11 protein-coding genes are annotated in these 12,475 nt (G+C 70.7%); 5 read left to right on the top strand and 6 right to left on the bottom strand.

Annotated elements, in window-relative coordinates:
- Positions 1–62: 62 nt before the first annotated feature.
- Positions 63–1,055, bottom strand: a complete 993-nt coding sequence (gene iolC / locus HY68_RS16570; protein WP_041989512.1) for a 5-dehydro-2-deoxygluconokinase — start codon at positions 1,053–1,055, stop codon at positions 63–65.
- Between the two features lie 134 nt (positions 1,056–1,189).
- Between iolC and HY68_RS16565 the strand changes: the two genes are divergently transcribed.
- The 3 genes from HY68_RS16565 to HY68_RS16555 all read left to right on the top strand — a co-directional run bounded on the left by HY68_RS16565 (position 1,190) and on the right by HY68_RS16555 (position 2,792).
- Positions 1,190–2,101 carry a sugar phosphate isomerase/epimerase gene (locus HY68_RS16565; protein WP_041996275.1) on the top strand — a complete coding sequence of 304 codons (912 nt, stop codon included), beginning with the start codon at positions 1,190–1,192 and terminating at the stop codon, positions 2,099–2,101.
- Between the two features lie 170 nt (positions 2,102–2,271).
- Entirely contained in the window at positions 2,272–2,466 is a 195-nt protein-coding gene (locus tag HY68_RS16560; protein ID WP_041989509.1) for a MerR family transcriptional regulator, read from the top strand.
- Between the two features lie 71 nt (positions 2,467–2,537).
- On the top strand, positions 2,538–2,792 hold the full coding sequence (locus tag HY68_RS16555; protein WP_041989506.1) for a cation transporter: 255 nt from the start codon (positions 2,538–2,540) through the stop codon (positions 2,790–2,792).
- 402 nt (positions 2,793–3,194) lie between these two features.
- Here HY68_RS16555 and HY68_RS16550 read toward each other — a convergent pair whose 3' ends face one another.
- From HY68_RS16550 to HY68_RS16530, 5 genes are all read right to left on the bottom strand, one after another.
- A complete protein-coding gene (locus tag HY68_RS16550) occupies positions 3,195–4,508 on the bottom strand; it encodes a citrate synthase (RefSeq protein ID WP_198533281.1) in 1,314 nt (437 codons plus the stop codon).
- Positions 4,509–4,683: 175 nt separating this feature from the next.
- A complete protein-coding gene (locus tag HY68_RS16545; RefSeq protein WP_041989501.1) occupies positions 4,684–6,903 on the bottom strand; it encodes an ATP-dependent RecD-like DNA helicase in 2,220 nt (739 codons plus the stop codon).
- Positions 6,904–7,159: 256 nt separating this feature from the next.
- Positions 7,160–8,008: a sugar phosphate isomerase/epimerase family protein gene (locus HY68_RS16540; RefSeq protein WP_041996272.1), complete on the bottom strand. Its 849-nt coding sequence runs from the start codon at positions 8,006–8,008 to the stop codon at positions 7,160–7,162.
- 17 nt (positions 8,009–8,025) lie between these two features.
- On the bottom strand, positions 8,026–9,186 hold the full coding sequence (locus HY68_RS16535; protein ID WP_041989498.1) for a dihydrodipicolinate synthase family protein: 1,161 nt from the start codon (positions 9,184–9,186) through the stop codon (positions 8,026–8,028).
- On the bottom strand, positions 9,183–10,334 hold the full coding sequence (locus tag HY68_RS16530) for a Gfo/Idh/MocA family oxidoreductase (protein ID WP_041989495.1): 1,152 nt from the start codon (positions 10,332–10,334) through the stop codon (positions 9,183–9,185). The genes HY68_RS16535 and HY68_RS16530 overlap by 4 nt, the downstream gene beginning before the upstream one ends.
- Before the next feature lie 134 nt (positions 10,335–10,468).
- Between HY68_RS16530 and HY68_RS16525 the strand changes: the two genes are divergently transcribed.
- A complete protein-coding gene (locus tag HY68_RS16525) occupies positions 10,469–11,545 on the top strand; it encodes a LacI family DNA-binding transcriptional regulator (RefSeq protein WP_041989492.1) in 1,077 nt (358 codons plus the stop codon).
- An 84-nt stretch (positions 11,546–11,629) separates the two neighbouring features.
- Complete coding sequence (locus HY68_RS16520; protein WP_041989489.1) at positions 11,630–12,415, top strand: sugar phosphate isomerase/epimerase family protein; 786 nt, start codon at positions 11,630–11,632, stop codon at positions 12,413–12,415.
- Positions 12,416–12,475 lie beyond the last annotated feature (60 nt).

Here is a 12,475-nt window from a genome sequence, read left to right as displayed (position 1 = left end):
CTCGGCGACGGCTTCCGGGCGGTGCGCGCGCAGCTGGACGATCTCGGACACATCGACGCGGGTCACGAAGCGGCTCCGGGGGTGGGCAGGGGGCCCTGGTCGGGGACCGGGCCGCCGGCGAGTACGTGGGTGACCTCGCTGTCGTACGGCATCGCCGACGAACAGGCGAGGCGGGCGGCGACGATGGCGCCCGCGGCGTTCGCGTAGCTGATGGTGCGCTCCAGGTCCCAGCCGGACAGCAGTCCGTGGCAGAGCGCGCCGCCGAACGCGTCACCGGCGCCGAGTCCGTTGACGACCTCGACGGGGACGGGCGGGAGTTCGGCCACGGCGCCGTCGCGGTGGACGGCGAGCACGCCCTTGGGTCCTTGTTTGACGACGGCGAGTTCGACACCGGCGGCGAGCAGCGCCCGTGCGGCGGCGTGGGGTTCGCGCTCGCCCACGGCGATCTCGCACTCGTCGAGATTGCCGACGGCGACGGTGGCATGGCGCAGGGCGGCCCCGTACACCTCGCGGGCCTCGGCGCCCTCCGGCCAGAACATGGGGCGCCAGTCGAGGTCGAAGACCGTCGTCCCCGACCTGTCACGCGCCTCAAGGGCGGCGAGGGTCGCGGCGCGGCTGGGTTCGGCGCAGAGTCCCGTGCCGGTCATCCAGAAGATCCTGCCGGCCCTGATGGCGTCGAGATCCAGCTCGTCCGGGTGGATCTCCAGATCGGGTGCCTTCGGCTGCCGGTAGAAGTACAGCGGGAAGTTGTCCGGCGGGAAGATCTCGCAGAAGGTCACCGGGGTCGGGTACCGCTCGACCGCCGTCACCCAGCGGTCGTCGACGCCGAAGCCGCGCAGCTCCTGGTGGAGGTAGTCCCCGAAGGGGTCCTGCCCGGTGCGGGTGACGACGGCGACGCGGCGCCCCAGCCGGGCGGCGGCGACGGCGACATTGGTCGCGGAACCGCCGAGGAACTTGCCGAACCTGTCCACCTGGGCCAGCGGGACCCCGGTCCGCAGCGGGTAGAGGTCCACCCCGATCCGGCCCATCGTGATCACGTCGTACGGTGCGGACATGGGCGTCCCTTCAGCTCGACGGCGCGACCGATGCCCCCGATCTAATGCCCCGGCCGGCAGTGCTGTCAACAGTTTGTCCTTACATTCGGACGAACCCTTGACACCTTTTCCTCATGGCCGGAAAGCTGACCGGTATGACCTCTTCCTCACCCACACTGAACCGCATCCGCGTCGGGTCGGCACCCGACTCGTGGGGGGTGTGGTTTCCCGACGACCCCCAGCAGGTCCCCTGGCAGCGCTTCCTGGACGAGGTCGCCGGCGCGGGCTACGAGTGGATCGAGCTCGGCCCGTACGGCTACCTGCCCAGCGACCCCGCCCGGTTGCGCGAGGAGACCGGCAGACGCGGCCTCAAGGTGTCGGCCGGCACGGTCTTCACCGGGCTGCACCACGGCCCCGCCGTCTGGGAGAAGACCTGGGCCCATGTCGCGGACATCGCGGAGCTGACCCGCGCGACGGGCGCGGAGCACCTGGTGGTGATCCCGGCCTTCTGGCGCGACGACAAGACCGGCCAGGTGCTGGAGGACCGCACGCTCACCGCCGGGCAGTGGCGCGATCTGACCGAGCAGACCGAGCGGCTGGGCCGCGAGGTACGGGACCGTTACGGACTGCGGATCGTCGTCCATCCGCACGCGGACACCCACGTGGACACCGAGGAGAACGTCGCGCGGTTCCTCGACGCGACCGATCCGGAGCTGGTCTCGCTGTGCCTGGACACCGGGCACTACGCGTACTGCGGCGGCGACAGCGTCCGGCTGATCGAGACGTACGGGGAGCGGATCGGCTATCTCCACCTCAAGCAGGTGGATCCGCTGATCCTCGCCGAAGTCGTCGCGGGCGAGGTGCCGTTCGGCCCCGCCGTGGCCCGCGGCGTGATGGTCGAGCCGCCCACCGGGATCCCCGCGCTCGGACCCGTCCTGAGCGCCGCCGAGGGGCTCGGCGTCGATCTCTTCGCCATCGTCGAGCAGGACATGTACCCGTGCCCGCCGGACAAGCCGTTCCCGATCGCCGAGCGCACCCGCCGCTTCCTGCGGAGCTGCGGCGCCTGACGGCACACCGCCCCATGTGCCGCATGCGTCACCGTTATTGATGTTCTGTCACACATGTCTCCGTTACGCGGGTATCCCGTTCCAGGAAGGCGACAAGCGCCCTCGCGCCATTACTCTGCGTGCCTGATTGGGCACAGGCTGGGTTGATCATCGGCGAGAGGTGCCATTCAATGACGGACAAGCGGCTCTGGTCCTACAAGGACATCGCGGCGCACATCTCCGTACAGCCGGACACGGTCCGCTCGTACCGCAAGCACGGGCTGCTCCCGCCCCCCGACCACGTGGAGAACGGCAAGCCGTACTGGTACGCGGACACCGTCCGCACCTGGGTCGCCAACCGTCCCGGCAACCGGGGCGGGCGCTGACACGAGCCCATACCCCCTAGGGGTAGCATTTCAGCTGACTCTGTCAGCAAGGCCCCGAAGAGGAGATTGTCATGACTGCCGAGGCACCGGCCGGCACCACCCCGGCCACCGGCTCCTTCACCACCGTCTACCAGGTCACCGGGATGAGCTGCGGGCACTGCGAGGGGGCCGTCAGCGGCGAGATCTCCGCGCTCGCCGACGTGGTCTCGGTCAAGGCCGAGGCCGCCACGGGGCGCGTCACGGTCGTCTCGACCACGGCGCCGGACGAGGCCGCCGTACGGGCGGCGGTGGACGAGGCGGGGTACGAACTGGCCGGGCTGGCCTGACCAACTCTTTGCCGCGGTGCCGCCTTCACATGGGGCACAAGTCCTTCACAAAGAGACCTAGATCACATAGATTTATGGGTAACCATTCAGGGACCTGGCGTGTCTAAGAGGACGATGCCAGAGAGAACGTCTTGGGGGACGTTCATGGGATGTCTTGGGGGACGTCCCAGGCAAGCGATTGGCCGGGGCACGTGCACCGGGGAGCTTGAGCGGCCCTCCCGTGCGTACGTACCCCGGTCCGACCGCACCCGGGTGACCGCAGGTGGTCACCCGCACAGCGCCCGGCCCGGATCCCGTGGGGGGAATCCGCTCCGGGGATATGGAAAGCGCCCCGTTCGTCAACCCGTGGGGGGATTGGCGGCGGGGCGCTTTTCGCTTGAGCGGCGCGGTTGTACGGGCCCGTCAGCGACCTTCGACCGGCACGAAGTCGCGCAGGACCTCGCCGGTGTAGATCTGCCGCGGACGGCCGATACGCGAGCCCGGCTCCTTGATCATCTCGTGCCACTGGGCGATCCAGCCGGGCAGCCGGCCGATCGCGAAGAGCACGGTGAACATCTCGGTCGGGAAGCCCATCGCGCGGTAGATGAGGCCGGTGTAGAAGTCGACGTTCGGGTAGAGCTTGCGCTCCACGAAGTAGTCGTCGGCCAGGGCGTGCTCTTCGAGCTTCAGCGCGATGTCGAGCAGCTCGTCGGTCTTGCCGAGCGCCGACAGCACGTCGTGCGCGGCAGCCTTGATGATCTTCGCCCGGGGGTCGAAGTTCTTGTAGACGCGGTGCCCGAAGCCCATGAGCTTCACGCCGTCTTCCTTGTTCTTCACCTTGCGGATGAAGGAGTCGACGTCGCCGCCCGCGGCCTGGATGCCTTCGAGCATCTCCAGCACCGACGCGTTGGCGCCACCGTGCAGCGGGCCCCACAGGGCGCTGATGCCGGCGGAGATCGAGGCGAACATGTTCGCCTGCGAGGAGCCGACCAGCCGCACGGTGGAGGTCGAACAGTTCTGCTCGTGGTCCGCGTGCAGGATGAACAGCTTGTCCAGCGCCGAGACCACGACCGGGTCCGGCTCGTACTCCTGCGCGGGGACCGAGAAGGTCATCCGCAGGAAGTTCTCGACGTACCCGAGGTCGTTGCGCGGGTAGACGAAGGGGTGACCGATCGACTTCTTGTACGCGTACGCCGCGATCGTCGGCAGCTTGGCGAGCAGCCGGATCGTGGAGAGGTTGCGCTGCCGCTCGTCGAACGGGTTGTGGCTGTCCTGGTAGAACGTGGACAGCGCGCTGACCACGGAGGACAGCATCGCCATCGGATGCGCGTCACGCGGGAAGCCGTCGTAGAACCGCTTGACGTCCTCGTGCAGCAGCGTGTGCTGGGTGATCTCGTTCTTGAACGACGCAAGCTCGTCCACGGTCGGCAGCTCGCCGTTGATCAGCAGATACGCCACCTCGACGAAGCTCGACCCTTCGGCCAGCTGCTCGATCGGGTAGCCGCGGTACCGCAGGATGCCCTGCTCGCCGTCGAGGTAGGTGATGCCGGACTTGTAGGCGGCGGTATTGCCGTACCCGCTGTCCAGCGTCACAAGACCGGTCTGCGAACGGAGCTTCCCGATGTCGAAGCCCATGTCGCCGACGGTGCTGTTGATCACCGGATAGGTGTACTCGCCGTCGCCGTACCGCAGTACTACCGCGTCGTTGTCGCGTTTCTCGCTCACGTCATCCCTCACCGACGTAGTGCCTCTTCTTCGAGGTGCCCTGACTGTCTCTACCATCCCCCATTTGGCGCAGGAGAGTGCACTCGGGGTCGACCATTGGGCCTATTGGCGGCACTGAGTGCCGCCAACCTGTTCATCCTGCCCCCTTCGCCCTGGTTCCGGAAGTCCCCGATGATGTTTCGCACGCTCATCCGGTGCCGGCGAGCCGGTGGTCCAGCGCGGTGAACCGTCTGCCTGCCGAGACCGTGCGCACCGCCTGCCCTATGGCCTTGCGGGAGCCGACCAGCACGACCAGCTTCTTGGCCCGGGTGACCGCCGTGTAGAGCAGATTGCGCTGGAGCATCATCCAGGCACTGTTGGTCACCGGGATGACCACGGCCGGATACTCGCTGCCCTGCGAGCGGTGGATCGTGACCGCGTACGCGTGCGTCAGCTCGTCCAGCTCGTCGAAGTCGTACGGCACCTCCTCGTCCTCGTCCGTCAGCACCGTCAGCCGCTGGTCGTCCAGGCTGAGCGAGGTGACCACGCCGACCGTGCCGTTGAAGATCCCGTTCTCCCCTTTATCGTAATTGTTTCTGATCTGGGTCACTTTGTCCCCCACGCGGAAGACCCGGCCGCCCAGCCGCTTCTCCGGCAGCTCGGGTCTGGCGGGCGTGATGGCCTGCTGGAGCAGCCCGTTGAGCGCCCCGGCCCCCGCAGGGCCCCGGTGCATCGGCGCCAGCACCTGCACGTCCCTGCGCGGATCGAGACCGAACCTGGCCGGAATCCGCCGGGCCGCCACATCGACCGTGACCCGGCCCGCGTCCTCCGTCTCGTCCTCGACGAACAGGAAGAAGTCGGCGAGCCCCTGGGTGATCGGCGGCACGCCCGAGTTGATGCGGTGCGCGTTGGTGACCACACCCGACTGCTGGGCCTGCCGGAAGATCCGGGTGAGCCGCACCCGGGGCACCGGGCCGCCCTCGGCGAGCAGATCCCGCAGCACCTCGCCGGCGCCCACCGAGGGGAGCTGGTCCACATCGCCGACCAGCAGCAGATGGGCACCCGGTGCCACCGCCTTGACCAGCTTGTTGGCGAGCAGCAGATCCAGCATCGACGCCTCGTCGACCACCACCAGATCGGCGTCCAGCGGCCGGTCCCTGTCGTACGCGGCGTCCCCGCCCGGTTTCAGTTCGAGCAGCCGGTGCACCGTGGACGCCTCGGCGCCGGTCAGCTCCGCCAGCCGCTTGGCCGCCCGCCCGGTCGGCGCGGCCAGCACGACCTTGGCCTTCTTGGCCCGCGCCAGCTCCACGATCGAGCGGACGGTGAAGGACTTGCCGCAGCCGGGGCCGCCGGTCAGCACGGCGACCTTCTCCGTGAGCGCGAGCCGCACCGCCTGCTCCTGCTCGGGCGCCAGCTTCGCGCCCGTGCGCGTGGCGAGCCAGCTCAGCGCCTTGTCCCAGGCCACGTCACGGAAGGCCGGCATCCGGTCGTCCCCGGTCCGCAGCAGCCTGCGCAGCTGGGCGGAGAGGGACAGCTCGGCGCGGTGGAAGGGGATCAGATAGACGGCGGTGACCGGCTCGCCGCCGTCGGGCCCCGGCACCGTCTCCCTGACGACGCCCTCCTCGTCCGCCGCCAGCTCGGCGAGGCACTCGATGACCAGCCCTGTGTCCACCTGGAGGAGCTTCACCGCGTCCGTGATCAGCTGCTCCTCGGGCAGGAAGCAGTGCCCCTGGTCGCTGGACTGGGACAGCGCGTACTGCAGGCCGGCCTTCACCCGCTCCGGGCTGTCGTGCGGGATGCCGACGGCCTGCGCGATCCGGTCCGCGGTGAGGAACCCGATGCCCCAGACGTCGGCCGCGAGGCGGTACGGCTCGTTCTTGACGACGGAGATCGACGCGTCGCCGTACTTCTTGTAGATCCGCACGGCGATCGAGGTGGAGACGCCGACGCCCTGGAGGAAGATCATGACCTCCTTGATGACCTTCTGCTCCTCCCAGGCGACGGCGATCATCTTCGTCCGCTTGGGGCCGAGGCCGGGCACCTCGACGAGCCGCCTGGGCTCCTCCTCGATGATCCGCAGGGTGTCCACGCCGAAATGGCCGACGATCCGGTCGGCCATGACCGGCCCGATGCCCTTGATCAGTCCGGATCCGAGATAGCGGCGGATGCCCTGGATCGTCGCCGGAAGGATCGTTGTGTAGTTCTCCACGGTGAACTGCTTGCCGAACTGCGGATGCGAGCCCCAACGGCCCTCCATCCGCAGCGACTCGCCGGGCTGGGCGCCGAGCAGCGCGCCGACGACCGTGAGCAGATCGCCGCCCCGGCCCGTGTCGACCCGCGCGACCGTGTAGCCGTTCTCCTCGTTGGCGTAGGTGATCCGCTCGAGAACGGCTTCGAGAACGGCGAGCGAGACGGGTGCGTTGGACATGATCCGACGCTACCGCCGCCGTCCGACAACGCGACCGGCCTGTGGACAACCGCCTGTGGACAACCGGCCGTCCGGGGGCGGGACCGACGAACAGACGAACAAGGGGCCCGGTCCTCACGGACCAGGCCCCACGTGTTCCCCCCACCCATCAGGCCTTCCCGAATCCCCCCAGATCCCTCCCCGGAAGCCCTGATGCCATGTACGACACGCGTCCGTGCCGAAGGGTTGCACGACTTCGTCGGTTATTTTCCCGGGGCTACTCTCCGGACCGCAGCGCGTGCGTCACGAACCGTTCCGCGACCTCGGTGAGCAGGTCGACGCCGTCACGCGCCCACAGCTCGTCGTTGAACAACTCGACCTCGATCAGCCCCCGGTAGCCCGTCGCGTCGACCCGCTCGCGCCACTCGCGCAGGTCGACCGCCCCCTCGCCGAGCTGGCCGCGGCCGTTCAGCACCCCGGCGGGCAGCGGCGTGACCCAGTCGGCGAGCTGGAAGGAGTGGATCCGTCCGGCGGCCCCCGCGCGCGCAACGGCGGCGGGCGCCCGGTCGTCCCACCACAGGTGGTACGTGTCCACGACCACGCCGACCTGGTCGGCGGGGAAGCGTTCCGCCAGCTCCAGCGCCTGGTCCAGGGTGGAGACCACACAGCGGTCGGAGGCGAACATCGGGTGCAGCGGTTCGATCGCGAGCCGTACGCCGCGTTCGCCCGCGTACGGGGCGAGTTCGGCCAGCGCGTCGGCCACCCGCTCCCGGGCGGCGGGCAGGTCCCGGCTGCCGGGCGGCAGCCCGCCGGACACCAGGACGAGCGTGTCGGTGCCCAGAGCCGCGGCCTCGTCCACGGCCGCGCGGTTGTCGGCCAGCGCCGCCGCCCGCTGCCCGGGGTCGGTCGCGGTGAGGAAGCCGCCACGGCACAGCGAGGTGACGACGAGCCCGGCGTCGCGCACGAGTCGGGCCGCGGCCTGGACGCCGTACGCCTGGACGGGCTCGCGCCACAGTCCGACGGCCGGGACGCCGAGCCGAACGCACGCCTCGGTCAGCTCGGGCAGCGACAGCTGCTTGACCGTCATCTGGTTGATGCTGAAGCGGGCCAGGTCCGCGGCGGACAGTTCGCTCACCGTGTCGCTCACTGGTCCACCCCGTACACCCCGAGCAGGGTCGCCATCCGGGTCTCGGCCAATGCCGGGTCGGGGAACAGGCCGAGCCCGTCGGCCAGTTCGTACGCGCGTGCCAGATGCGGCAGCGAACGCGCCGACTGCAGCCCGCCGACCATCGCGAAGTGGTCCTGGTGCCCGGCCAGCCAGGCGAGCAGGACGACCCCGGTCTTGTAGTAGCGGGTCGGCGGCTGGAAGAGGTGCCGCGACAACTCGACCGTGGGGTCGAGCAGTTCGCGGAAGCCCTTGCTGTCGCCGGTGTCCAGGACGCGTACGGCCCCGGCCGCCAGCGGTCCGAGCGGATCGAAGATGCCCAGCAGCGCGTGGCTGAAGCCGCGTTCGTCGCCCGCGATCAGCTCGGGATAGTTGAAGTCGTCGCCGGTGTAGCAGCGGACCCCGTCCGGCAGCCGGCGGCGCAGCTCCACCTCGCGCCGCGCGTCGAGCAGCGAGACCTTGATCCCGTCGACCTTGTCGGGGTGTTCGGCGATGACCCGCAGGAACGTCTCGGTGGCGGCGTCCAGATCGGCGCTGCCCCAGTAGCCGGCCAGCGCGGGGTCGAACATCGGCCCGAGCCAGTGCAGGACGACGGGCTCGGCCGCCTGGCGCAGCAACTGCCCGTAGATGGCGCAGTAGTCGTCGGGAGACTTCGCGGCGGCGGCGAGGGCGCGGGAGGCCATCAGGATGGCCTGCGACCCCGTCTCCTCGACGAGCGCGAGCTGTTCCTCGTACGCGGCACGCACGCGCGCCAAAGTGTGCTCCCCCGGGGGGAGTTGGTCGGTGCCGACGCCGCAGGCGAGCCGGCCGCCGGTGGCCTTCGCCTCGGCGGCCGAGCGGCGGATCAGCTCGGCGGCGCCCGCCCAGTCCAGGCCCATACCGCGCTGGGCGGTGTCCATCGCCTCGGCGACACCCAGGCCGTGCGACCAGAGATGGCGCCGGAAGGCGAGGGTGGCGTCCCAGTCGACGGCCGCCGCCCCGTCGGGGCTGGTGTCGGCGTACGGGTCGGCCACGACATGCGCGGCGGAGAAGACCGTACGGGACGTCAGGGGCGGCCCGCCCACGGTGAAACGGGCCGGTTCGGCGCGGGGTTCGTACGTGCGCACCCCGCCGTCGGGTGCGGGCAGCCGGAGCGTCACAGCGTCAGCTCCGGCACCTCGAAGCGGCGGCCCTCGGCCGACGAGCGCAGGCCCAGCTCGGCGAGTTGCACCCCGCGCGCCCCTGCCAGCAGGTCCCAGGGGAACGGCTCGTCGAGCGCGACGTGGCGCAGGAACAGCTCCCACTGTGTCTTGAACCCGTTGTCGAACTCGGTGTTGTCCGGGACCTCCTGCCACTGGTCCCTGAACGGCTCGGTGGCGGGCAGGTCCGGGTTCCACACCGGCTTGGGGGTGGCGCTGCGGTGCTGGACGCGGCAGCGGCGCAGCCCGGCGACGGCCGAGCCGTGGGTGCCGTCGACCTGGAACTCGACGAGTTCGTCGCGGTTGACCCGTACCGCCCAGGAGGAGTTGATCTGGGCGACGGCTCCGCCTGCCAGCTGGAAGATTCCGTAGGCGGCGTCGTCGGCGGTGGCCGCGTACGGCTTGCCGCGCTCGTCCCAGCGCTGCGGGATGTGGGTCGTGACCTGCGCCTGGACCGTGGTGACACGGCCGAACAGCTCATGCAGCACGTACTCCCAGTGCGGGAACATGTCGACGGTGATGCCGCCGCCGTCCTGCGCACGGTAGTTCCAGGAGGGGCGCTGCGACTCCTGCCAGTCGCCCTCGAAGACCCAGTAGCCGAACTCACCGCGTACGGAGAGGATCTGGCCGAAGAAGCCGGCGTCGATCAGCCGCTTGAGCTTCAGCAGACCCGGCAGGAAGATCTTGTCCTGGACGACGCCGTGCTTGATGCCGGCGCTCCGCGCGAGGCGCGCCAGGTCGAGCGCGCCGTCGAGATCCGTCGCCGTCGGCTTCTCGGCGTAGATGTGCTTGCCCGCCGCGATGGCCTTCCTGACGGCTTCGACGCGGGCCGACGTGACCTGCGCGTCGAAGTAGATCTCCACGGTCTCGTCGGCGAGGACGGCGTCCAGGTCGGTGGACCATTCGGTCAGACCGTGCCGCTCGGCGATCTCCTTGAGTGCGTGCTCCCTGCGGCCGACGAGAACCGGCTCGGGCCACAGGACGTCGCCGTCCCCGAGGCCGAGGCCGCCCTGATCGCGGATCGCGAGGACGGACCGCAGCAGATGCTGCCGGTATCCCATCCGCCCCGTGACGCCGTTCATGGCGATCCGCACTGTCCTGCGTGTCACGAAGTTCCCTCCATACGACCCTAGCAAGCGCTTTCTATACGGTATGAAGCTAGCCTGCGACCACGGTCGGGGACAAGAGCCCCACCGCGATCCGCTGTATCACCCATGGACCGAGCCCCGACGGAGGAACCGCGATGACAGTCACCCTGGCGGATGTGGCGGCCCGCGCCCGGGTGTCGCCCGCCACCGTCTCGCGTGTGCTGAACGGCAACTACCCCGTCGCCGCCGCCACCCGGGACCGGGTGCTGCGGGCGGTGGACGACCTCGACTACGTACTCAACGGCCCGGCCAGCTCGCTCGCCGCCGCCACCTCCGACCTGGTGGGCATCCTCGTCAACGACATCGCCGACCCGTTCTTCGGGATCATGGCGGGGGCCGCGCAGGCGGAGATCGGCGGTCTGGAGAGCGGGGGCCGCGCGGGCGGCGAGAAGCTCGCCGTCGTCTGCAACACCGGCGGCTCGCCCGAGCGCGAACTGACCTATCTCACCCTGCTCCAGCGCCAGCGCGCGGCGGCCGTCATCCTCACCGGCGGCGCCCTGGAGGACCCGGCGCACATCGCGGCGATGGCGGCGAAGCTGGCGAGGCTCGCTGACGCGGGCACGGCGGTCGTGCTGTGCGGCCGGCCGCCGCTGCCGGACAGCGAGGCGATCGTGGCGTCGCTCGCCTTCGACAACCGGGGCGGCGGACGGCGGCTGACGGAGCATCTGCTCGCGCTCGGCCACCGCAGGATCGGCTATGTGGCGGGCCCGCAGGAGCGCACCACCACCCGGCACCGCCTGGAGGGCCACCGCGAAGCGCTGCGGGCCGCCGACGTACCCGAGGACCTGACGGTCGACCAGGACCTGCTGACGTTCCACGGCCCGTACACCCGGCGCTCCGGGTACGAGGCGACGGTGGAACTGCTGCGCCGCGCCCCCGACCTGACCGCCGTGGTCGCCGCCAACGACACGGTCGCGCTGGGCGCCTGCGCCGCCATACGCGACAAGGGGCTGCGCATCCCGCAGGACGTCTCCGTCGCGGGCTTCGACGACCTGCCGTTCTCGGTGGACGCGGTCCCGGCGCTCACGACCGTACGGCTGCCGCTGTACGAGGCGGGCGCGCGGGCCGGCCGGCTGGCGATGGGCCGGGAGACACCCCCGCCCGGCGGTATCGCGACGATCTCGGCGGAGCTGATGGCACGCGCCTCGACGGCGCCGCCCCGGGGGGCGTGAGGCGTCCGCGCCCGCTGAGTGGGCAGAGGTGAGAACCGGAGCCGACGTGTACGCGGCCCTCGCCCTTCGGAAAGGAACCATCACGTGAAGTTCGCGTTCTCCACCCTGGGAGTGCCGGGGCTGCCCGTCTCGGACGTGCTGGGACTCGCCACCACCGCCGGCTACCAGGGCGTGGAGCTGCGGGCCCACCCCGAGGAGCCCGCGCATCCCGGCATCGGGCCCCGGGAGCGGGCCGCCGTGGCCGACGAGTTCAAGCGCGCGGGGGTGGAGATCCTGGGGATCGCCGGATACGCGCGGGTCGCGGACCCGGCAGCCGACGACGAGGCGCTGCGCGCCGAGCTGGAGGGCCTGCTACGCCTCGCGGCGGATCTGGGCGCGCCCTTCGTCCGCGTCTTCCCCGGCGGCGAGGACGCGGCGGAGCCGTCCGAAGCGGACGCCGCTGCGGCGCGCCGGCTGGGCGCGGCGGCCGAGGTGGCGGCCGACCTCGGCGTACGGATCCTGCTGGAGACCCACGACTCGCACCGCACGGGCGCGGCGGCGGCCCGGGTGGTGGGCCCGGTGGGCCACCCGCAGGTGGGCGTCCTCTGGGACCTGATGCACACCTGGCTGGGCGGCGAGTCCCCCACCGTCACCCACGCGGCGCTCGGCCCGTACCTCGGCTACGTCCAGGTGAAGGACATCGCGTCTGCCGACGACACCACTCCCCTGGCCCTGGGCGCGGGCGTGCTGCCGCTGGCAGAGTGCCTGTCGCTGCTGGCCGACGACGCGTGGGTCTGCTGGGAGTACGAAAAGCGCTGGTACCCCGCGGCAGCCGCCCTCCCGCCCCAGCTGCGCGCGGGCCGCGAGTACCTGGCGTCGCTGCGCGCCTGAGGCCCGGCCGGACGCCGGCCGCACGCCGCCTGCCCCCGCGAGGCGCCGCGCGGCGCTGTC

Origin of the sequence: Streptomyces sp. AcH 505 (genome assembly GCF_000818175.1) — a bacterium.
Taxonomy (GTDB): Bacteria; Actinomycetota; Actinomycetes; order Streptomycetales; family Streptomycetaceae; genus Streptomyces.
This window is presented reverse-complemented; position numbering and strand designations above follow the sequence as displayed.